Genomic DNA, 23163 nt, shown 5'->3' on the forward strand with positions numbered 1-23163 from the left:
TGCCTCAGGGCCGGTCCCCGGGGAGAGTGCGGGGATGGACCCCGCCCTGCTGGCCGACGCGACGAGCCCGGCCGACATCCCCGGCGTACGCCTGCTCGGCCTGGTGGTCGGCGCCCTGCTGCTGCTCGCCGCGATCCGCGCGATGTTCGGCCGGCGCTGAACGAACGAGCCCCCGGCCGACCGGTGTGGCCGACCACGCCCGGGGTACGGCTTCCCTCAACAGCGGGACCGCACGCCGAAGGGGAGACCATGAAGATCGGATACTTTCTGTCCAGTGAGGAGTTCACGCCAGCCGAGTTGCTGGAGCAGGCGCAGGGTGCCGAACGGGCCGGCTTCGAGGCGCTGTGGATCTCCGACCACTACCACCCCTGGGTCGACGCCCAGGGCCAGAGCCCTTTCGTCTGGTCGATGATCGGCGCCCTCAGCCAGGTCTGCTCACTGCCGGTGACCACCGCGGTGACCTGCCCGACCGTCCGGATCCACCCGGCCGTGATCGCGCAGGCGGCGGCGACCAGCGCGGTGTTGCACGGCGGACGGTTCGTGCTCGGCGTCGGCACCGGCGAGGCGCTCAACGAGCACATCTTCGGTGACGCCTGGCCGCAGGCCGACGTCCGCCTGGAGATGCTGGAGGAGGCCGTCGCGGTGATGCGCGAGCTGTGGGACGGCGGATTCGTCAACCACCACGGCAAGCACTACACGGTCGAACACGCGCGGATCTACACGCTGCCCGACACTCCCCCGCCGATCTACGTCTCCGGTTTCGGCCCGAAGGCGATCGACCTCGCCGCACGCATCGGTGACGGCTACGTGAGCACCATGCCCGACGGCGAGATGGTCCGGCGTTTCCGCGAGAACGGTGGCGGCGACAAGCCGTGCCAGGCCGGCTTCAAGGCGGCGTACGCGGACAGCGAGGACGAGGGAATGCGCATCGCGTACGAGCGGTGGCCGAACGCGGGGGTGCCCGGCGAGCTGTCCCAGGTGCTGCCCTCACCACGACACTTCGAGCAGGCCTCCGAACTGGTCAAGCCGGAGATGCTGAAGGAGGCGTTCGTCTGCGGGAACAGCGTGGACGCGCACCTGGAGATGATCGACAAGTACGCCAAGGCCGGTTTCGACGAGGTCTACGTGGCCAACACCGGCCCGCACTACCAGGGCCTGTTCGACCTGTACCAGCGCGAGGTCCTGCCCCGGCTGCGCTGACTTGGCCAGAGCCTCGACAGCCCATGATCGCCTGCGTGCGTTTCGGCGGTCATGGGCTCGGGTACCTCCGGCCCTCGATGAAACTGTCCACGCATTCGATGACGTTGCGCCGCGCGGCCCGGAACCTCTTCGGCTGGAAGGCGCTGCGGCCCAACCAGTTGGCCGCCATGCGCGCGGTGATGAAGCGACGTGACGCCCTGGTGGTGTTGCCCACCGGTGCCGGCAAGTCGGCCATCTACCAGATCCCGGCCAGCCTGATCCCCGGCCCCACCGTGGTGATCTCCCCGCTGCTGGCGCTCCAACAGGACCAGATCGCCGCCCTCAACGAACGGCAGCGCCCGGAGCTGCGGGCGGTGCGGATCAGCTCGAACGAGTCGGCCGCCCAGCAGGCCGAGGCGATCACCGAGGTCCGCGAGGGCCGGGCCGAGTTCCTCTTCATCACCCCGGAGCAGCTCAGCAACCCCGACCGGATGGCCGAGGTCGCATCGCTGAAGCCGGCGCTGGTGGCGATCGACGAGGCGCACTGCATCTCCGCGTGGGGGCACGACTTCCGCCCCGACTACCTGGCGCTCGGGCACCTCATCGAGGGCCTCGGTCGGCCGCCGGTGGTCGCGCTCACCGCCACCGCCTCCCCACCAGTGCGCGACGACATCATCGCCCGCCTGCGCCTGCGCGATCCGGACGTGGTCATCTCCGGGCTGGACCGGCCCAACCTCTTCCTGGAGGTGGCGCACTGCCCGGACGAGGACTACCGGTGGCGGCGTCTGATGACGTTGCTGCGCGACGAGGGGCGGCCGGGGATCATCTACGTGCCGACCCGCCGCTCCTCGGAGGAGTTGGCCGCCCGGCTGACCGACGCCGGCTTCCCGGCGCTGTCGTACCACGGCGGGATGCCGGTCGGCGCGCGCGCGGAGCTGCACGAGGCGTTCCTCGCCGACGAGGTCCCCATCATGGTGGCGACCTCGGCCTTCGGGATGGGCATCGACAAGCCCAACATCGCCTGGGTGGTGCACATGGCGCTGCCCGACTCGCCGGACAGCTACTTCCAGGAGATCGGCCGGGCCGGTCGCGACGGGCAACCGGCCCGGGTGCTGCTGCTGTGGCGGGCCGAGGACGTGGGTCTGCAACGGTTCTTCAGCGGCGGCCTACCCGACGTCGACGAGTTGCGCGACCTGGCCGCGTTGCTGCGTCGCAAGCCGGCCACCAAGACCGAGCTGCGCGAGGCCACCGGCCTCGGGCCGCGCAAGCTGGGCCAGTATCTCGCCCTGCTGGAGCAGGTCGGTGCCGCCGAGCCACGCGCCCGCCAGCGCGTCGGCGCCCCGCGCTACTCCCCCACGCCGACCGACGCCGCCACGGCGGCGCTGGCCGAGGCGGAGCGTCAGCAGACCGTCACCCGATCCCGCACCGACATGATGCGAGCCTTCGCCGAGACCAACGCCTGCCGGGGGCAGACCCTGCTGGCCTACTTCGGCGAGCAGATGACCGACGTCTGCGGCCACTGCGACAACTGCCACAACGGCACCAGCATCGCCGACCAGGGTGCTGTCGGCCCGTTCCCGGTGCACAGCCGGGTGCGTCATCCCGAGTGGGGCCAGGGCCTGGTGCTCTCCTACGAGGACGACAAGATGACGGTTCTCTTCGACGAGGTCGGGTACAAGACGTTGTCGGTGCGCGTGGTGTCCGAACAGGGCCTGCTGACCCTGGACTAGCCTGACCCGGGCGCCCGTGTCGGGCCCGGTGGATCGACCGATCAGAGCACCGTTTGACCAAGCAGAGCAGGGCGGAAGGGGCATTGCCGTGATCGAGCAGCCGGCGTACACCGGTTTCGGTTTCTCCGACGGGGAGTGGGGGTTGCTGGTCGGCCTGCCGCAGTCGGTGCTGACCGCGGCGAGCGCCGCCGAGTCCGACGGCACCCGCCGGACCATGGCGGAGACCGCAGCCGGCCTGGAGACCATCTCTGCCGGCCGCGAGTCGGCCAGCCCGTTGGTCGCCGCCGTGGCCGGTGAGATCGTGACCCGGGTCGGCGACCCGGAGGCCGGGGCGGAGCTGCCGGTCATCGCGCCCGACGACCCCCGCGCGCTGATCGACGACGTGCTGCTGCGGGCCGGCGAGGCCGCCGCGCTGCTGGCCGCCCGTGTCGACGAGGGCGAGGCCGGCGCGTACAAGCACTGGCTCGTGCAGATCGCCGAGCAGGTGGTGGGCGCCGCGTCCAGCGGTGGACTGCTGGGCATCGGCGGCGAATCCGTCAGCGACTCCGAGCGGCGCTTCCGCGACCGGCTCGCGCACGTGCTCAACGACTGACCGACGACAGCGAAGGGTCGGCCGGACCGGTCGACTCGGCGGCCAGTGCCGTGGAGTCGGCCGGTCGGACACCGCGCAGGGCGACCAGCGCGGTGACCGCGCCCAGCAGCATCACCGCCATGGCGGCGTACGCGGCCAGGTGCAGCCCGTCGGTGAACGCGACAGCGGCGGCGTGGCGCACCACCTCGGCCAGCTCCGCCGGCAGCCCCTGCGCGACGGCGAGCGCACCGGCCAGCGTCTCCTGGGCCGCGTCACCGGCGTCGGCGGGCAGCCCGGCCGGCAGGCCGTCGACGATCTCGCGGCGGTAGACAGCCGCGCCCACGCTGCCCAGGATCGCCATTCCCAGCGCACCACCCAGCTCGCTGCTGGACTCGGTCAGCGCCGACGCGACGCCGGCCTGCTCGGGCGGCGCCGCGCCGAGGACCAGTTCGGTGACGAGGGACATCACCATCACCAGGCCACCCGCGTAGACGCTGGCGCCGGCCAGGAGCAGCCACAGCGGCGTATCCGGCGTGACCTGGGTCAACACCACGAAGCCGACCGCGGCGATCCCGAATCCCGCACCGATCAGGTACGCCCGCTCGACGCGATGGGCGAGGGCGGCGGCGGCCGGTGCGACTCCGCCTACAGCAAGCGACGGCACGAGGCTCCACAGTGCCGCCCGCAGCGGGCTCAGGCCGAGCACCAGCTGGAGGTGCTGGGTGGTGAAGATGGCGAAGCCGACGATGGCGAACATCGCCAGCAGGTTGACCGCGAGCGCCCCGCCGAAGCCGCGACGGCGGAACAGCCTGAGGTCGACCATCGGGTACGCCCGGGTCCGCTGGCGGTGCAGGAAGAGCGCGCCCACCAGCAGTCCGCCGACGATGGCGAGTACCCGCACCGGGCTGAGGCCGTCGCGGGCCATCTCCTTGATGCCGTAGATCACCGGCAGCAGCGTCCCGAGTGACAGCGCCGCGCTGACCAGGTCGAACCGCCCGGTCGCCGGGTTGCGGAACTCGGGTACCAGGAGCGGGGCGAGCAGGAGCAGCATCAGCATGGCGGGAATGTTGATCAGGAAGATCGAGCCCCACCAGAAGTGCTCCAGCAGGATGCCGCTGAGCACGGGGCCGACCGCGATGCCGCCGGTGAGGGTGGCGGTCCAGACGGCGATGGCGGTGCCGCGCTGCTTGGCGTCGTGGAACATGTTGCGCACCAGGGCGAGCGTCGAGGGCATCAGGGTGGCACCGCCGACGCCGAGCAGGGCGCGTGCGGCGATCAGCGTCGCGGTGCTGTCGGCGTACGCGGCCAGCAGCGACGCCGCCCCGAAGGCGGTGGCGCCGATCAGCAGGAGTCGACGTCGGCCGATCCGGTCGCCGAGAGCGCCCATGGTGATGAGCAGCCCGGCCAGCACGAAGCCGTAGATGTCGAAGATCCAGAGCTGCTCGGTGGCGGTGGGGCGCAACTCCGCGCTGATGAACGGGACGGCGAAGTAGAGCACCGACACGTCCATCGAGACCAGCAGCAGGGGCAGCATCAGCACCGTGAGGCCGGTCCACTCCCGCCGGCCCGCTCGCGGTGCCGGTGTGGTGGTGGTCGTCATGATCATTTCTCCTTCTGCGTATGACGTACGCTGTAATGCGTAGACCATACGCAGAACTAGGATGGCGAGGCAAGGAGGAAAAGTGGCGGCACAGACAGACGACAGCGGGCCAGCACTCCCGCCGGCCATCGAGAGCGCCTGGGGTCTGCGGGAACGACCACCCAAGGGCCCCCGGCCGGGCATGAGCGTGTCCACCATCGTGGACGCCGCCGTACGCGTGGCCGACGCCGACGGGCTGGCGGCCGTCTCGATGAGCCGGGTGGCCAAGGAGTTGGGCGCCGCCACGATGGCCCTCTACCGGTACGTCGGCTCGAAGGACGAGCTGCTGCTGCTCATGGTGGACACCGGCTACGGCCCCTCGCCCGGCCCGCCCGCGCCGGAGGATGGTTGGCGCGCCGGTCTGACCCGGTGGGCCTGGGCCGAGCACGAGGTGCTGCGACGCCGGTCCTGGCTGCTGCACGTGCCGATCAGCGGCCCGCCGATCACCCCGCAGCAACTCGGCTGGCTGGAGGACGGGCTGCGCTGCCTCGACGGCACCACCCTCGCCGAGGGCGAGAAGATGTCGACGTTGCTCCTGATCACCGGGTACGTCCGCAACGAGGCCACGCTCACGTCGCAGATGGCCGAGGGCGCCCAGGCATCCGGCGTCGCGCCGAGCGAGATGATGCCCGCCTACAGCCGGATGCTGGCCCGGCTCATCGACCCGGCCCGCTTCCCGGCGCTGCACCGCGTGCTGAGCGCCGGTGTGATCAACCAGGACGACGACCCGGACGACGAGTTCGTCTTCGGCCTGGACCGGATCCTCGACGGCGTCGAGGCACTCATCGACCGTCGAGCGGGCTGAGGCACCTGATGCTACCGAGAGACACCATCGACACCACAGTCCTGCCCCCGGGCGAGCGGTTCGGGATGTGGCTGGACCTGGTCGCACGCACCTCGGCGCCACTGCGCATCCAGTCCGCGCACGCCGGCGACTTCGCCGCCCGCGCCGACTTCATCTCGCTCGGTCCGATCCAACTCGTGGAATACCGGTACCCGTCACTGGACGCCACCCGCACCCAGAAGCTGGTCCGCCGGTCCGACCCGGAGCTGTACATCCTCGCCTACACCACCGGCGGCATCGGCACGTCCAGCCAGGACGGCCGCCGCAGCGAGATCCTGGCCGGCGAGTTCACCTTCTACGACGGGTCCCGACCGCACGACGTCTGCCACCATGCGACGGAACCGGAACGGGACCAGGCGACCTCGATCATCACGCTGATCCCCCACGCCGCGCTGCCGCTGCCGCCGCAGCGGATGGCCACGCTCTACGGCGGACGGATGTCCGGCAGCGAGGGTATCGGGGCGCTGCTCGCGCAGTTCCTGTTGCAGGTGACCAGGCACCCCGAGCAGTACCATGCCGCCGACGCGAGCCGACTCGGCGCGGTCGGGCTCGACCTGGCCACCACCATGCTCGGCCGACACCTGGTCGCCGAGGACGCCGTACCCACCGAGGTGCGCCGCCGGGCACTGCTCGCCCAGGTGCAGGCGTACGTCCACCGGCACCTGGGCGACGCGACGCTCAGCCCCGGGGTCGTCGCCGACGCCCACCACATCTCGGTGCGGTCCCTGCATCGGCTGTTCGAGGCCGAGGAGACCACAGTGGCGTCGTACATCCGCGATCTGCGGCTGACCCGGTGCCGACGCGACCTGTCCGACCCGGCGCTGCGCAACCAACCGGTGCAGACCATCGCGGCACGGTGGGGGTTTCCCGACAAAGCCCACTTCAGCCGGGCGTTCCGGGCAGCCTACGGGGTGAGCCCGCAGGAACATCGCGACGCCGCCTCGCATCCGGCGCGGATCGTCAACAGCGCGGCGTCCGTGGTCAACTCGAGGCGGGCAGACTGACACCACGTGGCCGACCGCTCGCGGTGGGCCGCCAACGGGGGCCGTGGCGAGGCGCCCGCCGCCTGAGCGCGGCGGGCGGCCGCCCGGTGGCCGCCCGATCAGGCCCGAGTCTCCGGCCCCGCCACTTCCCCCCAGGATCGTAGGCGGGGCCGGTCAGGCCTTCTCCAACAGTTCCAGGACGACCCTCTCGGCCTCCTCGCGGGACGCCTTCGGATCCACCGACGCCACCACCCCGTCGTGGTAGAGGTCGACAACCCGAGGATCCACGTACGACGCACGAGCCACCGTCGGAGTGTTGCCCAGCAGCTCGGCCACCGCGCGCATCACGGCGACCACCGCCCTGCGCCGGGCGGTCACCGACCGTGCCGGAGCGGCGGTCGCCAGCTCGGTGGCGGCGAGCACCGTCGCGTGCCAGGTGCGGAAGTCCTTGGCGGTCATCTCCCCACCACTGGCGTCGCGCAGGTAGCCGTTCACCTCGTCGCTGCGCACATCCCGCCAGTCCCGCCCATCCCAGTAGCCGAACAGCCGGTCCGCCCGCCGACGCCGACGGCGCAGATTGACCAGCACCTGGCACAACTCCGGGTCCTCGATCCGGCGTACCTGCTCGATGCCGCCCTTCGCCGGGAACACCAGGACCACGCAGCCGCCGCGGGACCGCGCGTGCTCGGGGCGCAGTGTCGACACCCCGTACGTCGGGTCGTCGCCGGCCGCGTACTGGTCGCTGCCGACGCGGAACATCCCCATGTCCAGCAGGCGGGCCACCGTGGCGAGCACCCGGTCCCGGTTCAACCCCCGGCCGTCCAGGTCACGCCCCACCCGCTCCCGCAGCGCCGGAAGCCGACGGGCCACCTCCAGCATGTGGTCGAACTTCGCCTCGTCCTGCTTCTCCCGCCACCGCGGGTGGTAGACGTACTGCTTGCGCCCGGCCGCGTCGATACCGATCGCCTGGATGTGGCCGTTCGGGTACGGCGAGATCCAGACGTCCTGCCAGGCCGGAGGAATGACCAACTCCCGCAGCCGGGCCAGGACCTCTTCGTCCCGGACCGGAGCACCGGTCGGGTCGACGAAGTGCCAGCCCCGACCGCGCCGACGCCGCCCGTACCCCGGTCGACCCGGGTCACTACGCCGCAACCGCACCGGAGACCCGCACCACCCTCTCCACCTCAGCCACGGCGGCCAACACCTCGTCGAGACGCAGGGCCGCCATCGTCGGGTGGCTTCCTACCCCGTCCCACCTGGGCCAATCCCCCTCACCGGCCCAGAGCACCCGGTGCCGGGGCCGGTCCGGCGGCGGTCCCCAGCGCGCCGGTGGCACCGGCCCGAAGAGGACCACCGACGCGGTGCCGTACCCGGTGGCCAGGTGGGCCACGCCGGTGTCCCCGCTGACCACCAGCCGGGCGTCGGCCACCAGCGCGGCGAGCGTGCCGAGGTCGGTCCGGCCGGCCAGCACCGCGTCCGACCCCAGGCCGGCGCCCTCGGCCACCCGGGCCGCCAGCGCCCGCTCGTCGGCCGACCCGGTGAGCAGCACCCGGTGTCCCTGGTCGGTCAACGCCCTGGCCAGCGCGGCGAACCGCTCGGCCGGCCACCGCTTGGCCGGGACCTTGCTGCCGGGATGCAGCACCGTCACACCGGTGGGCAGCCCGGCCGACGGGGGCCGGCGCAGGCCGAGGTCGGCCCGGTCGGCCGGGATGCCGTACCAGGACAGCAGCCGACACCACCGGTCCACCTCGTGCTCGTCGTCGGACCACTGCGGACCGTCGGCGTGGTCGCCGTCCGGGTCGGCGAAGGCGAGCAGCCGTCCGGGCCGGGTGGCCGCGAGCAACCGGTGCGACTGCGGGCCGCGCCCGTGCAGGTTGACGGCGACCTGTGGGGCCGCCCCGACCCGGACAGGCCGGTCCAGCCCGCAGGTGTCCACCAGCCGGTCCACGCCGCCGACCAGGTCGACGAGCGGAGCCAGCCCGGCGGGCGCGGCGAGCACCAGCTCCCGAGAGGGGTACGCGGCGCGCAGCGCCCGCACGGCGGGCACCGCTGTCACCAGGTCGCCGACGCCGAGGGCGCGCAGCACGAGGATCACGGGTACGACGTCTCCTGCTCGGCGCAGACCACCAGCTCCCGCACCGCGCAGCCGGGCGGTTGGTTCAACGCGAACATGATCGCGGCGGCGGTGTCGACGGGATCGTTGAGGATCGCGTCCGGGCCGGGCTTGTACTGCGGGTCGCGCTCGTCGAAGAACGCCGTTCGCATCCCGCCCGGAATGAGCAGGGTGACACCGACCTGCCCGGCGAGTTCGGCGGCGAGGGCACGGGTGAAGCCCACCACCCCGAACTTCGCCGCGCAGTACGCTGTGGCGTCACTGACCGCCTTGACTCCCAGTGTGGAGGCGACCGTGACGATACGGCCCCGGGACGTCAGCAGGAACGGCAACGCGGCCCGGATCACCGCCGCCGTGGCCAGCAGGTCGACAGCGACGATCCGGTCCCAGGTCTCGCCCGGCACGTCGAGGAGTCGACCGGGCACGTCCATGCCGGCGGCGGTGACCACCGCGTCCAGACCACCGGCCTGCTCGGCGAGGTGCTGGGTGGCCACCTCCGCGGCCCGTGTGTCGGCCAGGTCGCACTCGGTCCAGGACACCCCGTCGGCCGGCGGCTGCCGGTCCAGCACGACCGGCCGGCCACCGGACGCGGCCACCGCCGCGACCACCGCCGCGCCGAGCCCGCTCGCGCCCCCGGTGACCAGGACCGTCGGCCCGTCCCCGGACCGCGTGGCGGTCATCGGGTCTGCTCCGCGAGCGTACGAACGATCATGTCGGTGGTGGACCGACCGTCCAGGTAGGGCACCACGACTGTGTTCCCGCCCCACCGGCGCAGGACCTCCGCCTCCGGCAGTGCGGTGGCGTCGTCCCCGCCGCCGGTGGCGTAGTCGCCGCCCTTCACCCAGATGTCCGGGCGTACCCAGGACAGCGTCGCCGCCGGGGTCGGCTCGTCGAAGACGAGTACCGCGTCGACACAGCTGAGTGCGCTCAGCACCCGACTGCGGTCACCCTCGGACATCACCGGCCGATCCGGGCCCTTCAACCCGGCCACGCTGGCGTCGGAGTTCAGGCAGACGATCAGGCAGTCACCGAGCTGTCGGGCGGCCTGCAGGGTGGCCACGTGCCCGGCGTGTAGAAGGTCGAAGCAGCCGCCGGTCGCCACCACGGTGCCGCCCGCGGCGCGTACCTCCCGCAGGAGCGTGGCGACCGCGGCGACGCCCACCGGCTCGCCCGCCACGCCGCCCCTCGGCAGCGACCGGAACACCTCCCGACCCGGCGCGCTCCTCGCCGGTGCCAGATCCGACGGCAGCGCCGCGGCCACTCCCCCACCGGCCACGAACCTGGACGCCTCGGCGACCGCCACCTGCACCGCCTCGGAGACCAACGCGCCCTCGGCCAACGCGAGGCTCGCGGCGGCCGCGAACCGGTCGCCGGCCCCGCAGGTGTCCCCCTCGGCGCTGCCCGGGGTCGGCACCACGAGCGGCGTCGACCCGGCATGACAGAGCAGCGCCCCGTCACCGCCCAACGTCACCGCCACCGCACCGGCGCGCCAGCGCCGCCGCAGCCCCTGCGCCCCGCGGGACGCGGTGGCCAACCGGGACGCGCCGGGCACCGCCGGGACCAGCTCCCGTACCTCCGACTCGTTCGGGGTGGCCAGGTGCACACCGGGCACCGCCTCCGGGCCACGCGGGTGCGGATCCCACACCACCGGCGCACGGGTCGCGGCCAACGCGTCGCGCAGCGCGGGCTGCCGGGCCACCCCCCGGCCGTAGTCGCTGACCAGCACCGCCGACGCCGAACCGATCACCCGCAGGACCTCCTCGGACGGCTCACCCGGCTCCCCGGACGCACCGCCGCGGTCGTGGCGCAGCAACACCCTGCCCCGAGCCCGGAGACGGATCTTCTCCGGTGTCGCGCCGGGCAGGGCCAGCGGGTACACCTGCACGCCGGCGGCGGCGAGCAGCGCGCTCAGTCGGGCGCCGCCGGCGTCGTCGGCGAGCGCCGTCACCAGCACCACCTCGGCGCCCTGCGCGGCGGCGAACACCGCGGCCAGACCGGCGCCACCGGGCCGGTCGACGGCCGAGGTCTCGTCGAGCACCGGCACCGGGGAGTCCGGGCAGAGACGGTTCACCACCCCCTCCACATCTCGGTCGAGCAGGGTGTCGCCGAGCACCACCACGGGTCCCCTCACGCTTGCCTCCTCATCCTCACGCGTCGACCTGCTGTGCGGCCCCACCGTCGAGCACCACGTCGACCCCGGCGCGCACCGACCCGGCCTCCCCCGGCACGTGGCGGACGATCGCCGCCGCGTCGGCCGCGGCCAACGCGGCGGGCAACTCCTGTTCCAGGTACTCGCAGAGAAGGTGACTGGTCACGAGGTGCAGCTCCTGCACGACCTGGGTGTCAGCGGACACGACGGCCAGCACGTCGTCACAGGCGTCGGCCAGGGGGTTGGGGACGGCCCCGGTGAGCGCCCAACTGGTCACGCCGACGTCGCGGGCGGCCTGCGCGGCGCGGACCAGGTTGGGGCTGGCCCCGCTGGTGCTGAGCAGCAACAGGACGTCCCCGGGGCGACCGTGGGCCCGCACCTGCCGGGCGTAGACGTCGTCGTAGCCGTAGTCGTTGGCGATCGCGGTGAGCGCGCTCGTCTCCGCGTGCAGCGCGATCGCCGACAGCGGCTGGCGGTCGTCGTGGAGCTTGCCGACCAGCTCGGCGGTGAGGTGCTGGGCCTCCGCGGCGCTGCCGCCGTTGCCGGCGACCAGCAGACGCCCCCCGGTGACCAGCCGATGGGCCAGGTCGGCGCCCCAGCGCGCCAACTGCGACTCACACCGCCGGTACGGCACCAGCGCCGCCGCGAGGTTCGTCAGGTGGGTGTCGAGCAGGCTGCCCGCCGGCATCAGGCCACCACCCGCGTCGGCCGGCGGACGGCGGCCACCTCGCTGTAGACCTCCACCAGCCGCTCGGCGGTCGCCGCCCACGAGTACCGGGTCCGCGCCCGCTCGCGGGCCGCCGTGGCGTACGCGAAGCGCCTGATCCGGTCGTCGAGCAACCCCTGGATCGCGCCGGCCAGCGCGTGCGGGTCCCGCGCCGGTACGAGGTCACCTGTCGTCCCGTCGACCACGGTGTCCCGGATGCCGCCGACGGCGGTGCCGACGACCGGCACCCCGCAGGCCATCGCCTCCAGCGGGGTCAACCCGAACGGCTCGTACCAGGGTGCGGCGACCAGCAGGTCCGCCGAGCGGTACCACCGGCCCATCTCCTCCCGGGGCACCGCGCCGACCAGGTGCACCCGGTCGGCCACCCCGCACGACTCGGCGAGGGCCCGCAGCCGCCGCGCGTACGGGTCCGTTTCGAGCAGCCCTTCGGGCGGGCCGCCGACGACCACGCACTCGGCGTCGGCGACCAGCGCCATCGCGCGGATCACGGTCTGGAAGCCCTTGCGTTCGACCAGCCGACCCACGGTCAGGATCCTGGCCCGACCCGGCTCCCGGTCGGCGGCCGGCCCGAGCGGGGCGAACGTGGCGAGGTTGACCCCGGAGGGAACGACTGTCATCCGGGACCGGGGCACACCCATCCGGACGAGTTCGCCCACCTCGTCGCGGCACTGCGCGACGATCCGGTCCACCGAACGGCCCAACTCGCGTTCGTAGGACACCCGCCGGGCCGGGCTGGTGTCCTGCACACCCTGGTAGCGGCGCTTCACAGTGCCCAGCGCGTGGTACGTCTGCACCACCGGCACCCCGGTCTGCCGCCCGGCGGTCAGCGCCGCCAGGCCACTCATCCAGAAGTGCGCGTGGATCACCTCGGGCACCCATTCCCCGCCCCGCCAGCGCTCGGTCAACCAACGGCTGAACTCCCGCATGTGCGGCAGCAGCGCGTCCTTGGCGACCGGTTCGGCCGGGCCGGCGGGCACGTGCACCACGTCGTACCCGTCGGGGCTGCGGACGGTCACCGGCAGGTCGGGCGCGTCCCGGCGCGTGTAGACCCGCACCTCGTGCCCGGCGGCGGCGAGAGCGGCGGACAGCTCCGCGACGTGCGTGTTCTGGCCGCCGGCGTCCTCCCCTCCGAGGACGGCGAGCGGGCTGGCGTGCTCCGAGATCATCGCGATCCGCATACTTCCTCCTCCAGCAGCCGGTCCCAGTCAGCGAGGAAACGGTCGAGGCCGTACCTGTCGCGGGCGGCGGTCCGCGCCGCCGCTCCGGCCTGACGTGCGGTCGCCGGTTCGTCGATGAACCGGCGGGCGGCGTCGAGCAGGGTGTCGGTCCGGGTGGCGAGAGCTCCGGCCTCCGGGGGCACCGCCATCACCGCCTCGGTGGTGGCGAGCGCGACGACCGGCATGCCGATCGCCATCGCCTCGATGAGGCTCAGCCCGAGCGACGTCCACCGGCACAGGTGCAGGTACGCCCGCCGCCGCCCCAGCTCGGCGTGCATCCGGTGCTGGGGCACGTCGTCGTGGCTGGTGAGTCGGTCGGCGGGCAGTCCGAGGTGGTCGGCCAGACCGGCGACGCCCATCCCGAAGACGTCCAGCGGGGCGATCTCGGCGAACCGGGGCAGCAGGTCGGTGCCGGTGACCCGGCCACGCCGGACCGGTTCGTTGATCACCACGGCGAGCCGGTCGAGTTCCCCGGTGTAGGAGACGGTGGGGGCGACGATGCCGTGGTCGACCACTGTGGTGCGGGTGGCGCCGGTGTCCCAGAAGATCTGGTTGAACCCGGTGACGTGGGCGATGAGCAGGTCGTCGCGGTCGGCCATCGGGTGGCGCGTGTTGGGTACGTCGCCCTTGGGGGTGTTGTGTTCGACGTAGATCGCCGGAAGGTCGCGGCCCGGGCGGCGCCGCAGCCACTCCTGCGCCCGGTCGATCTCCTCCGGTCGTTGCAGGATGACCAGGTCGACGTCGGCGCCGGGCAGATCCTCCGGGGTGACCTCGACCGCGTTGTCCGGCCAGGGGTAGGTGCGGGCCCGGCCGAGGCCGTACGGCCCGCGGTCGGGTGTGGTGGGGATCAGATAGCGGTGGCCGCCGTGCACGAACGATGTGGTCCAGGACCCATGCACGTGCCAGAGCAGGATGTTCATCGGCCACCACCACCGACGCTGAGCATCCGCAGCGCGTCGACCACAGCGTCCGGGTCGACGTCGTTGAGGCAGGGGTGGCCGGGGACCGGGCAGCTGGCGGCCCGGGTGTCCCGGCACGGCGCGTTCGCGTCGCCGAGCCGGACGGTGGGCACCCGGTAGGGGCCCCACTGACCGAACGGGACGGTCGGCGCGAAGAGACTCACCACCGGCACACCGGCGGCGGCGGCCAGGTGCGCCGGACCGGTGTTGCCGACGACGACAGCGCTGGCGTCCGCCACGATCCCGGCCAGGCCGGCCAGGTCGGTTCGTCCACCCAGGTCGGTGCCACCGGCCGCCGCGACCCGTGCGGTGACAACACGTTCGTCAGGGCCGCCGGTGACCAGCACCCGGTGCCCGGCGGCGCTCAGTGCCGCGGCGATCCTCGTCGCGACCTCGGGCGGGCAGGCCCGGCTCGACGCGGCCGAGCCGGGGTGCAGCACCACGTACCCCGGGTCGCCAAGATCGGACGGGCGCTCCGCCACGACGTCGTGGCGGAGCCGGAGCACCGGTTCGTCGCCGTCGGGCAGCCGGTGGCCGGCGGCGGCGGCGAGAGAGAGGGCGCGTTCGGGTTCGGGGACGCCCACCGGCACCCGGTGCCGGACGTCCAGCAGCGAGCCCGGGTAGTCGTCGCTGATCGCCGCGATCCGGCCGATCCCCGCCATCCGCAGCAGCAGTGCCAGCGGCAGTGCGGACTGGTGGAACGAGGTGAAGACCACCGCCTGGTCGGCGCCGACCGCGCCGAGGCGGGCGATCAGGCTCCGCATGTCCTTCGGGTCGACAGGGGCCGGCGTGCTGTCGATCCAGGGCAGCGGGTGCTCGATGATCTCGTCGATGCCGGGCAGCAGGTCGGCGGCGGCACGGCCCCGCGGCCCGCAGAGCAGCACCACCCGCTGCGCCCCGGCCGCGACGGCGCGGATCGCCGGCCCGGTCACCAGCACGTCCCCCGCCGAGTCCGACCGGACCACCAACGCGGTCCGCACCGGCTCGCCGGGCGGGGCGGTCGGCAGCACGGCCTGTTGCCGGCGCAGGATCTCGTCCACCGCCGCCGGCAGGTCGGTGGCCGTCCATCCGGCGGCGGCGATCTCCTCCGGTCGTGTCACCGGAGTGGGCACCAGGACGCCCGTCGCGCCGGCGGCCAGCGCGGCCGCGACGTCCCGGCCGATGTCGCCCACCATCACGCACCGGGAGGCGGTGGTGCCCAGTTGACGGGCAGCGGCGTGCACCAGGCCCGGTGCCGGCTTACGGCAGTCGCACCGGTCCTCGTCGTCGTGCGGGCAGACCAGCCAGGCGTCGAACCGGCCCAGCAACTCCTCGACGCGGGCGTGCACCGCTCGCATCTGCTCCCCGGTGAAATAGCCCCGGGCCAGACCCGACTGGTTCGTGACCACCGCCAGCCGCAGCCCGGCCGCCCGCAACCGGTCCAGCGCGGCCCGCGCTCCGGGCACCGGTCGCACCTTCTCCGGGTCGCCGTTGTACGGAACGTCCTCGATCAGCGTGCCGTCGCGGTCCAGCAGCACCGCGTCGTACAGGACGGGTCGGAGGCTTCCGGCGGGACCACGCAACCCGGCGGAACCGGCGCGGTCAGCAGCGGCGTAAACCGGGGCTGACCTGCGCTGATACCGATCCTCCTGGTCCTGTCGCACAGCCGGCGGGTTCCCTGCGCCCCGAGGAGTAAACGTCGTCGGCGAGGGGGTGGGCCAGCGCCGCCAGCGGCGCCCCGCGTCGGCCTTACCCGCCGTGCCGGAGAAGCTAACCCGCCGGTCGTTAGCACCGCCCAGGCGCGGGTATGGGAATCCAGTGGCGATTGTGGAGAAAGTGATCGAAGCTCCCCCGCAGCAGGTGTTCGACGTGCTGGCCGACGGGTGGACGTACAGCGACTGGGTGGTCGGCACGGCACACATGCGCGACGTCGACGACGCCTGGCCCCGGGTGGGCAGCCAACTGCACCACCGGGCCGGGCCATGGCCGTTCTCACTGCAGGACGCGTCGACGGTGCTGGTCTGCGAACCGCCGCACCGACTCGTCCTCAAGGCCGGGCTCTGGCCGGCGGGTGAGGCGATTGTGGCCTTCACGCTGGAACCGGTTGGCGACGACGCCACCCGGGTGCGCATCGGTGAGGACTTCGCCGCCGGCCCGCTGCGGTGGCTCCACAACAAGCTCAACGACCTGGTGCTGCACCTGCGCAACCGGGAGACGCTGGACCGGCTGGCCGACATCGCCACCCGACAGAAGGGGTGACAGTGACGCAGACCGTGGTGGTGACCGGCGCGAGCGCCGGTGTCGGTCGGGCCATCGCACACGCGTACGCGGCTCGGGGCGCCCGGTTGGCGCTGCTGGCACGGGGTGAGGCCGGTCTCGTCGCCGCCGAGCGGGAGTGTCGACTGCGCGGCGCGACCGACGTACGCGCCTACCGGGTCGACGTGGCCGACGCGGGTGCGGTGCAGCAGGCCGCCGACGACGTGGTGCACCGGTGGGGCGGCGTCGACCTGTGGATCAACAACGCGATGGCCTCGGTGTTCGCGCCCGCCTGGGAGATCCCCGCGCGCGAGTTCCGGCGGGTCACCGAGGTCACCTACCTGGGCACTGTGCACGGCACCCTGGCGGCGCTGCGCCACATGCGGGCGCACGGGCGGGGCACGATCGTGCAGGTGGGCTCCGCGTTGGCCTACCGGGGGATCCCCCTGCAGTCGGCGTACTGCGCGAGCAAACACGCGGTGCAGGGCTTCAACGACTCGCTGCGCGCCGAACTGCTGCACGACTGCCCGGGGGTGAAGCTGTCGATGGTGCAGCTGCCCGCCGTCAACACGCCGCAGTTCTCCTGGGTCCGTACGCGGCTGCCCCGGCATCCGCAGCCCGTACCGCCGATCTTCACGCCGGAGTTGGCCGCGCGGGCCGTCGTCTGGGCCGCCGAGCGCGGCACCCGTGAGCTGAACGTGGGCGGCCCGACGTGGCAGGCCCGGCTGGCCGACATCCTGTTCCCCGGGTTGCTCGACCGGAAGCTGGCCCGCGACGGCTACGACAGCCAGCAGACCGGCGAGGAGATCGATCCGGCCACCTGGCGGGACAATCTCGACCATCCGGGCGACCAGGAGGCGGACCGGGGCGCGGCGGGCATCTTCTCCGACCGGGCCCGCGACCGTTCGGCGGCGCTGTGGGTCGGCACCCACAAGCCGGCGCTGACCGGGATCGCACTCACCGTCGCGGCACTGACCCTCGCCGCCGTCACACGACGCAGGCGCTGAGGGTCTTCGCGGGCGGTGGCCTGGTAACCCCCGCGACCGGTGGACCCACGATCGGACACCGCGTGCCACCCGCTCCCGCAACGCCCGGAAGGGGTGCCTCTTCAACCCGAACGTGACAACTGGATACCCTTTCCTTGAGCCCCATGTCCGCAAACCGAGGATGCCCGCATGATCGAGCCTGTGCAGCTGCCGTCGCCGTGGCGGGACGTACGCCTGACCGTCGTCGTTCCCACCTACAACGAAGCGGGAAACCTGCCCACGCTTGTGGAGCGGCTGCTCGCACTGCCGCTGCCCGGCCTGCGCATCCTCGTCGCCGACGACAACTCCCCGGACGGCACCGGTGACGTGGCCGACAAGCTGGCCATCGAGCACCCGGAGCGGATCGAGGTCGTCCACCGCGCCGGCAAGGAGGGCCTCGGCCGGGCGTACGTCGACGGGATGGGACGGGCGCTCGACGGGGGCGCCGAGTACGTGGCGCAGATGGACGCCGACCTGTCGCACCCGCCGGAGGCGCTGCCGGGCATGCTGGGCGCGCTCCTCTCCACCCAGGCCAGCGTGGTGATCGGTTCCCGCTACGTGCCGGGCGGCGAGCTGGACGAGAACTGGCCGCTGTACCGCCGGGCCCTCAGCGGCTGGGCGAACCTCTACGTGCACACCCTGCTGCGGGTGCGCATCCGCGACCTCACCGCCGGCTTCAAGATCTGGCAGGCCGACGCGCTGCGGAACATCGACCTGAACCGGGTGCAGTCCAACGGCTACAGCTTCCAGGTGGAGATGCACTACCTGGCGACCAAGCTGGGGCACACCATCCTGGAGGTGCCGATTCGTTTCGAGGAGCGCCAGGAGGGCGCGTCCAAGATGACCACCGCGACCAAGGTGGAGAGCGCCCTGATGCCCTTCCGCCTGCGCAGCAAGCACCGCAACATCACCAACTGACACCCACCCGCCCCCCGCCCCACCCTCACCCCCGGCGGGCGGCGGCGGGGGTGAGGGGGCCCGGGTCGGGCGGGTCAGTCGGGGTAGACAGCGCGGTGGGCTGTTGCGATGGCTGCGGCGTACGCCCGGCCGGTCAGGGCACGGTCACGGGCCAGCGCCGCGCGGGCCGCGTTCGCGCCGGGAGCGCCGTGCACCCCACCGCCGGGATGCGCCGACGCACTGGCCAGGAAGAGCCGGTCCACCGGCGTGTCCGCCCGGCCCAGGCCAGGGATCGGGCGCAGGAACAGCTGTTGGTACGCGGCGGCGGTGCCACCGCCGAGGGTGCCGCCGACCAGGCTCGGGTTGCCCTTCTCCAGGTCGGCCGGGCCCGCCACGTGCCGGCCGACGACGAGCTGCCGGAAACCCGGTGCCGCCGCCTCCAACACGTCCTCCATGCGCTGCACGTGACCGGCGACGTCCTCGGCCCGCCAGTCCCGACGAAACGGCAGGTGGGTGTACGACCAGAGCGACTCGGTGCCCGGCGGGGAGTGACTCGGGTCGGCGACGGACATCTGCCCGAGCAGCAGGAACGGGTCACGGGGCAGTTCGCCTCGGGCCAGCTCGCTCGCGTACCGGGTCAACCCGTTCAGGTCCGCGCCCAGGTGCACGGTGCCGGCGCCGGCCAGCTCCCGGTTGATCCAGGGCATCGGCGCGGACAGCGCCCAGTCCACCTTCAGCGTCGAACCGTCCCAGCGGAAGTGCGCCAGGTCCTCCACCAGCCGTGACGGCAGCGCCGCCGCACCGACCAGGTCGAGGTAGAGCGCCGGCGCCGGCACGTCGGCGAGGACGGCCCGTCGGGCCCGCCACAGCGCGCCGCCGACGGTGCGGACCCCCATGGCCCGGCCCCGTGCGGTGAGCACCCGGTCGACGTGGGCGCCGTAGAGGATCACCCCGCCGCGCTCCTGCAACCGAGCCACCAGCGCGTTGGTGATCTGCTGGGCGCCGCCCTCAGGCACCGGCCAACCGATCTGCTGGCCGAGCATGGCCAGCAACCAGCCGTACACCCCGGAGCCGGCCTCCTCCGGGGACAGGTCGGTGTGCAGCGCGCAGCCGGCCAGCAGGGCCGGCCCGCCGGCACCGTCGAAGAGTTCGTCGCCGAGCTTGCGCACCGGCACCACCAGGCGCCGGGCCAGTCGCAGCGCGCCGGCGACCCGCAGGCGACGCAGCAGACCCAACCCGCCACGGACCGGCGGGAACGGCGAGGTGATCGCGTCCAGCATCGGCTCGGCCACGTCGAGCCAGTCGGTGTACGCGTTGAGCCAGCGCTTGCCGTCGCCGGGGGCGAACTGCTCCAGCGACGCCGCCGTGACGTCCAGGTCCCGGTTGATCACCGCAGCCCGTCCGTCCGGCAGCAGGTGCGCCAGCACGTCCGGCGCATGCCGCCAGGACAGTCCGTGCTGACCCAGGTCGAGGTCGGCCAGCACCGGTGACGCGTACCCCAGGGGGTAGAACGAGCTGTAGAGGTCGCTCAGGTAGCCGGGGGCGGTGACCTCGGCGGAGCGGACCGCGCCACCGGGCGCGGAGGTGGCCTCCAGCACCACCACCTCCCAGCCGGCGTCGGCCAGCAGGTTGGCCGCCACCAGGCCGTTGTGGCCGGCCCCGACGATGACGGCGTCCGCGCTCTGTACGGCGGTGGTGGTCATCCGATCCGCCTACCCGGCGTGCAACCGGGCGAAACGCGTTTGTCTCGCCGAGGCCCGGGCATCCAGCGCCGCATGTACACGGTTGCGCAGCTGGTGGGTGGGGTGTGGGGCGCGGGCGGCGACGGCGGTGAGCTGGTGGTGTGTGATCCGGCGGACGGTACGCCGGTCAGCACGGTGCCGGTGGCCACTGCCGACGAGGTCGGCAAGGCGGCCCAGGCGGCACGGAACGCGGCGGCGCAGTGGGCGGCGACCGCGCCGGCCGAACGGGCGGCGGCGCTGCACCGGGCCGCGGACGCGGTGGAGGCGGCCACCGAGGAGCTGGCCGAGGCGGTCACGGCGGAGATGGGCAAGCCGTTGGCGGACGCCCGCGGTGGCGTCGAGGCGGGCATCGGCACCCTGCGACAGTACGCGGAGCTCGCCCCGCTGCGCGGCGGGCGGACCCTCAACGGTGGAGCCGACGCGCTGGACTTCCTGACCCCGCAGCCGCGTGGTGTGGTCGCCGCGATCACCCCGTGGAACGACCCGGTGGCGGTGTCCTGCGGTCTGCTCGGCGCGGCAGTGGTGACCGGCAACGTGGTGCTCTACAAGCCGAGCGAACGTGCGCCGGCGACGGGTTGGCTGCTGGCCCGGGCGCTGGACCAAGCTCTGCCGGCCGGTGTCCTGTCCCTGCTCACCGGCGGCCCGGAGGTCGGTGCGGCGCTGGCCGCGCAGGACGTCGACGTGGTGGCGCACGTCGGCTCGACGGCGACCGGTCGGGCGATCGCCGCCGCCGCGGCCCGCACCGGCGCGAAGGTGCTCCTGGAGAACGGGGGCAGTGATCCGTTGGTCGTCGACGCGGGCGTCGACCCGGAGTGGGCGGCCGGTCAGGCCGCGCTCGGCGCGTTCGCCAACGCCGGGCAGATCTGCGTGGCGGTGGAGCGGATCTACGTGCACCGGGAGGTGGCCGGGGACTTCGTGGCCGCCCTGACGCGGCACGCCGAGGCACTGCGGGTCGGGCCGGGCCGGGACCCGGGCACCGAACTGGGCCCGCTGGTCGACCGGCGGCACCGCGACCACGTGCACGGGCAGGTGACGGCGGCGGTGGCGGGCGGCGCACAGGTGCGGGTCGGAGGCGAGGTGCCGGACGGGCCGGGGGCGTTCTACCCGGCCACGGTGGTCACGGACTGCCGGCACGACATGCCGCTGGTGCGGGAGGAGACGTTCGGGCCGGTCGCGCCCGTTGTGGTCGTTGACTCGTTCGACGAGGCGCTGCGCTGCGCCGCGGACTCCCCGTACGGGCTGGCCGCCACCGTGTTGACCACGTCGATGAGCCATGCGCAGCGGGCCTGGCGGGAACTGCCGGTGGGCACCGTCAAGGTCAACGCGGTGTTCGGGGGTGCTCCGGGCGGCGCCGCGCATCCGCGTCGCGCCAGCGGGCAGGGCTTCGGGTACGGCCCGGAGCTGCTGGACGAGTTCACCGCCACCAAGGCGGTGCACATCGAGGCGCCGGGCGGAGGCGTTTGGTGAACGGCACGGGCGGACGCAGGGGTGGTGCGTCCGCCCGTGCCGTCGTCTGGCAGGTCAGTCGCCGCGAGCCTTGCGGGTGGCCCGGTCGTTGGCCTTCTGGATCGCCTTGACCAGGTCCGGCTTGTTCATGCTGGATCGGCCGGGTACGTCCAGCTCGCGGGCCACCGACATCAGGTGGTCCTTGGTCGCGTTGGCGTCCACCCCACCGGCGGTGGGTGCGCGCCGCTCCGGTCCGCCACCGGCGGCCTGCTGGTCGCTCGGGCCCTTACGTCCCTTCGGCTCCCAGTGGTCGCCCACCTTCTCGAACTGGTGCTTCACCGCGGCGAACGCGGTCCGGTGCGACCGCTCCCCCTCACCGTAGGTCTCAACCGCCGAGTCGTGCGTCTTCTCCCACGTGCGCTGCGCCTTGTCCGAGGAGCGTCGCAGCGTGCTGGGCAGGTCTTCGCGCCCGGGCATGTCGTCCTCCTCCGCGTCGTTCGGATCCCCCTCAGGTTCCCCCGGCGTCCCGGCCTAAACGGCCGCGTGCGGCGGTCGGGTTTGTCGATTTCCCGGTGCGGGTACCGGCGGGCCAGGCCTGACCGGACGACCGGTCATCCGGTGGCCGGTGCGGCAGGGAGCGGGCATGACGACGATGGAGCCCGGTACGACGCTCGACGGTGCACGGCACCCCCGGGTTCCTCGACGGATGCGGCAGTTGAGCTGGCGGACCTGGCGTGGGGTGCTGGTCCGCAGCGTGCAGAACTTCGTCAACGACAACTGCTCGGACTGGGCCGCCGCGCTGACCTACTACGGGGTCCTCGCGCTCTTCCCGTCCGCCATCGTGGTGGTGGCCCTGGTCGGTCTGGTCTCCTCCGGCGAGCAGACCGTCGACACGGTGGTCGACCTGGCCAACCAGGTCGGCGCCGGTTCGGTGTTGGCCGACGAGGAGGGCGGCGTGGTCGGGGTGATCCGGTCGGTGGTGGTCGACCAGAGCAACCCCAAGCTGCTGCTGAGTTTCGGCCTGCTGGGTGCGTTGTGGTCCGCGTCGGGCTTCATCGGCGCGTTCACCCGGGCCTCCAACGCCGTGTACGGGGTGGACGAGGGTCGCCCGGTCTGGAAGTTGCGCCCGTTGCAGATCGGGCTCGCCGCGATCACCCTGGTGCTGCTCGCTGTGGTCGCCCTCGCATTGATCGTCAGTGGCCCGGTCACCGACGCGGTCGGCGATCTGATCAACGCCGGCGATCTGGCCCGCACGGTGTGGAACGTGGCCAAGTGGCCGGTGCTCGCCATGATCATGATGGTGTTGCTGTCCCTGCTGTTCTGGATCGCGCCGAACGTACGCCAGCCCCGGTTCCGCTGGCTCACTCCCGGCGGCGCGGTGGCCCTGGTCTCCTGGGTGGCGGTCTCCTTCGGCTTCGGCCTCTACGTGGCCAACTTCGGCTCGTACGACACCACCTACGGCAGCCTGGGCGCGGCCATCGCCTTCCTGGTCTGGCTCTACCTCAGCAACTCCGCGTTGATGCTGGGTGTGCAGATCAACGCCGAGGTGCAGCGCGGACGGCGGTTGCAGGCCGGCGACCAGGACCCGGACGACCCGGTGCTGCCACCACGCAGGCCGGCCGGCGACTAAGCCCTCCGTTTCCGGCCCGGATGTCCGGCCCCCGGCCGGACCGAGGGCCGGTGCCGGTTTAGCGGGCGGGGTGCCGG

General features: G+C 73.1%; 22 protein-coding genes. 11 read left to right on the plus strand and 11 right to left on the minus strand.

The features are described from left to right. Positions 1-34 precede the first annotated feature (34 nt). The 4 genes from O3438_RS11640 to O3438_RS11655 all read left to right on the plus strand — a co-directional run bounded on the left by O3438_RS11640 (position 35) and on the right by O3438_RS11655 (position 3501). A complete protein-coding gene (locus O3438_RS11640; RefSeq protein ID WP_255421242.1) occupies positions 35-160 on the plus strand; it encodes a hypothetical protein in 126 nt (41 codons plus the stop codon). A gap of 89 nt (positions 161-249) precedes the next feature. After that, positions 250-1200: a TIGR03557 family F420-dependent LLM class oxidoreductase gene (locus tag O3438_RS11645; protein WP_269679983.1), complete on the plus strand. Its 951-nt coding sequence runs from the start codon at positions 250-252 to the stop codon at positions 1198-1200. Between the two features lie 77 nt (positions 1201-1277). Next, complete coding sequence (locus O3438_RS11650) at positions 1278-2909, plus strand: RecQ family ATP-dependent DNA helicase (protein ID WP_269679984.1); 1632 nt, start codon at positions 1278-1280, stop codon at positions 2907-2909. An 88-nt stretch (positions 2910-2997) separates the two neighbouring features. Next, a complete protein-coding gene (locus tag O3438_RS11655; protein WP_269679985.1) occupies positions 2998-3501 on the plus strand; it encodes a hypothetical protein in 504 nt (167 codons plus the stop codon). Here the strand turns inward: O3438_RS11655 and O3438_RS11660 are convergent. Further along, complete coding sequence (locus tag O3438_RS11660; protein WP_269679986.1) at positions 3491-5080, minus strand: MFS transporter; 1590 nt, start codon at positions 5078-5080, stop codon at positions 3491-3493. The two genes, O3438_RS11655 and O3438_RS11660, sit on opposite strands and share 11 nt — an antisense overlap. Before the next feature lie 82 nt (positions 5081-5162). Between O3438_RS11660 and O3438_RS11665 the strand changes: the two genes are divergently transcribed. Beyond that, positions 5163-5924, plus strand: coding sequence for a TetR/AcrR family transcriptional regulator (locus tag O3438_RS11665; RefSeq protein ID WP_269679987.1), 762 nt, complete (start codon positions 5163-5165; stop codon positions 5922-5924). An 8-nt stretch (positions 5925-5932) separates the two neighbouring features. Further along, entirely contained in the window at positions 5933-6967 is a 1035-nt protein-coding gene (locus O3438_RS11670; RefSeq protein WP_269679988.1) for a helix-turn-helix domain-containing protein, read from the plus strand. Positions 6968-7120: 153 nt separating this feature from the next. On the opposite strand, the gene O3438_RS11675 is transcribed toward O3438_RS11670, so the two are convergent. Genes O3438_RS11675 through O3438_RS11710 form a run of 8 tightly spaced genes read right to left on the minus strand, consistent with a single transcriptional unit; the run spans position 7121 to position 15754 of the window. Continuing rightward, the gene (locus O3438_RS11675; RefSeq protein ID WP_269679989.1) at positions 7121-8104 is read right to left on the minus strand and encodes a DNA topoisomerase IB; all 984 of its coding nucleotides are present in this window, start codon (positions 8102-8104) and stop codon (positions 7121-7123) included. Continuing rightward, positions 8088-9041 (minus strand): glycosyltransferase family 9 protein, encoded by a 954-nt coding sequence (locus O3438_RS11680; protein ID WP_269679990.1) that lies wholly within the window; start codon positions 9039-9041, stop codon positions 8088-8090. Before O3438_RS11680 ends, O3438_RS11675 begins: the two co-directional genes overlap by 17 nt. Then, complete coding sequence (locus O3438_RS11685; protein WP_269679991.1) at positions 9038-9739, minus strand: SDR family oxidoreductase; 702 nt, start codon at positions 9737-9739, stop codon at positions 9038-9040. The genes O3438_RS11680 and O3438_RS11685 overlap by 4 nt, the downstream gene beginning before the upstream one ends. Then, the gene (locus O3438_RS11690; protein ID WP_269679992.1) at positions 9736-11190 is read right to left on the minus strand and encodes a PfkB family carbohydrate kinase; all 1455 of its coding nucleotides are present in this window, start codon (positions 11188-11190) and stop codon (positions 9736-9738) included. The genes O3438_RS11685 and O3438_RS11690 overlap by 4 nt, the downstream gene beginning before the upstream one ends. Positions 11191-11206: 16 nt before the next feature. Next, entirely contained in the window at positions 11207-11899 is a 693-nt protein-coding gene (locus O3438_RS11695) for a D-sedoheptulose-7-phosphate isomerase (RefSeq protein ID WP_269683623.1), read from the minus strand. Beyond that, positions 11896-13113 (minus strand): glycosyltransferase, encoded by a 1218-nt coding sequence (locus tag O3438_RS11700; RefSeq protein ID WP_088990430.1) that lies wholly within the window; start codon positions 13111-13113, stop codon positions 11896-11898. Before O3438_RS11700 ends, O3438_RS11695 begins: the two co-directional genes overlap by 4 nt. After that, the gene (locus tag O3438_RS11705; protein ID WP_269679993.1) at positions 13098-14072 is read right to left on the minus strand and encodes a glycosyltransferase; all 975 of its coding nucleotides are present in this window, start codon (positions 14070-14072) and stop codon (positions 13098-13100) included. Before O3438_RS11705 ends, O3438_RS11700 begins: the two co-directional genes overlap by 16 nt. Next, a complete protein-coding gene (locus O3438_RS11710; protein WP_442929592.1) occupies positions 14069-15754 on the minus strand; it encodes an HAD-IIIA family hydrolase in 1686 nt (561 codons plus the stop codon). Before O3438_RS11710 ends, O3438_RS11705 begins: the two co-directional genes overlap by 4 nt. 172 nt (positions 15755-15926) lie before the next feature. On the opposite strand from O3438_RS11710, the gene O3438_RS11715 reads away from it, so the two are divergent. The 3 genes from O3438_RS11715 to O3438_RS11725 all read left to right on the plus strand — a co-directional run bounded on the left by O3438_RS11715 (position 15927) and on the right by O3438_RS11725 (position 18289). Continuing rightward, on the plus strand, positions 15927-16349 hold the full coding sequence (locus O3438_RS11715; protein ID WP_332367456.1) for an SRPBCC family protein: 423 nt from the start codon (positions 15927-15929) through the stop codon (positions 16347-16349). Between the two features lie 2 nt (positions 16350-16351). Then, entirely contained in the window at positions 16352-17353 is a 1002-nt protein-coding gene (locus O3438_RS11720; RefSeq protein ID WP_269679996.1) for an SDR family oxidoreductase, read from the plus strand. Positions 17354-17521: 168 nt separating this feature from the next. Beyond that, complete coding sequence (locus tag O3438_RS11725) at positions 17522-18289, plus strand: polyprenol monophosphomannose synthase (protein WP_269679997.1); 768 nt, start codon at positions 17522-17524, stop codon at positions 18287-18289. 74 nt (positions 18290-18363) lie between these two features. On the opposite strand, the gene O3438_RS11730 is transcribed toward O3438_RS11725, so the two are convergent. Next, on the minus strand, positions 18364-19971 hold the full coding sequence (locus O3438_RS11730) for a phytoene desaturase family protein (RefSeq protein ID WP_269679998.1): 1608 nt from the start codon (positions 19969-19971) through the stop codon (positions 18364-18366). 72 nt (positions 19972-20043) lie between these two features. On the opposite strand from O3438_RS11730, the gene O3438_RS11735 reads away from it, so the two are divergent. Then, positions 20044-21477, plus strand: coding sequence for an aldehyde dehydrogenase family protein (locus O3438_RS11735; protein ID WP_269679999.1), 1434 nt, complete (start codon positions 20044-20046; stop codon positions 21475-21477). A gap of 54 nt (positions 21478-21531) precedes the next feature. On the opposite strand, the gene O3438_RS11740 is transcribed toward O3438_RS11735, so the two are convergent. Continuing rightward, positions 21532-21933 carry a ChaB family protein gene (locus tag O3438_RS11740; RefSeq protein WP_269680000.1) on the minus strand — a complete coding sequence of 134 codons (402 nt, stop codon included), beginning with the start codon at positions 21931-21933 and terminating at the stop codon, positions 21532-21534. Between the two features lie 166 nt (positions 21934-22099). On the opposite strand from O3438_RS11740, the gene O3438_RS11745 reads away from it, so the two are divergent. Next, positions 22100-23086 carry a YihY/virulence factor BrkB family protein gene (locus O3438_RS11745; protein WP_269680001.1) on the plus strand — a complete coding sequence of 329 codons (987 nt, stop codon included), beginning with the start codon at positions 22100-22102 and terminating at the stop codon, positions 23084-23086. Positions 23087-23163 lie beyond the last annotated feature (77 nt).

The sequence above is a fragment of the Micromonospora sp. WMMC250 genome (assembly GCF_027460215.1).
GTDB lineage: Bacteria > Actinomycetota > Actinomycetes > Mycobacteriales > Micromonosporaceae > Micromonospora > Micromonospora taraxaci.

Excerpts from the sequence above, each read along its gene's own strand:
- O3438_RS11735 (WP_269679999.1), top strand. The coding sequence starts at position 20,044 with ATGTACACGGTTGCGCAGCTGGTGGGTGGGGTGTGGGGCGCGGGCGGC.
- O3438_RS11650 (WP_269679984.1), top strand. The coding sequence starts at position 1,278 with ATGAAACTGTCCACGCATTCGATGACGTTGCGCCGCGCGGCCCGGAAC.
- O3438_RS11640 (WP_255421242.1), top strand. The coding sequence starts at position 35 with ATGGACCCCGCCCTGCTGGCCGACGCGACGAGCCCGGCCGACATCCCC.
- O3438_RS11645 (WP_269679983.1), top strand. The coding sequence starts at position 250 with ATGAAGATCGGATACTTTCTGTCCAGTGAGGAGTTCACGCCAGCCGAG.
- O3438_RS11730 (WP_269679998.1), bottom strand. The coding sequence starts at position 19,971 with ATGACCACCACCGCCGTACAGAGCGCGGACGCCGTCATCGTCGGGGCC.
- O3438_RS11705 (WP_269679993.1), bottom strand. The coding sequence starts at position 14,072 with ATGAACATCCTGCTCTGGCACGTGCATGGGTCCTGGACCACATCGTTC.
- O3438_RS11660 (WP_269679986.1), bottom strand. The coding sequence starts at position 5,080 with ATGACGACCACCACCACACCGGCACCGCGAGCGGGCCGGCGGGAGTGG.
- O3438_RS11670 (WP_269679988.1), top strand. The coding sequence starts at position 5,933 with ATGCTACCGAGAGACACCATCGACACCACAGTCCTGCCCCCGGGCGAG.
- O3438_RS11700 (WP_088990430.1), bottom strand. The coding sequence starts at position 13,113 with ATGCGGATCGCGATGATCTCGGAGCACGCCAGCCCGCTCGCCGTCCTC.
- O3438_RS11725 (WP_269679997.1), top strand. The coding sequence starts at position 17,522 with ATGATCGAGCCTGTGCAGCTGCCGTCGCCGTGGCGGGACGTACGCCTG.
- O3438_RS11740 (WP_269680000.1), bottom strand. The coding sequence starts at position 21,933 with ATGCCCGGGCGCGAAGACCTGCCCAGCACGCTGCGACGCTCCTCGGAC.
- O3438_RS11745 (WP_269680001.1), top strand. The coding sequence starts at position 22,100 with ATGACGACGATGGAGCCCGGTACGACGCTCGACGGTGCACGGCACCCC.
- O3438_RS11685 (WP_269679991.1), bottom strand. The coding sequence starts at position 9,739 with ATGACCGCCACGCGGTCCGGGGACGGGCCGACGGTCCTGGTCACCGGG.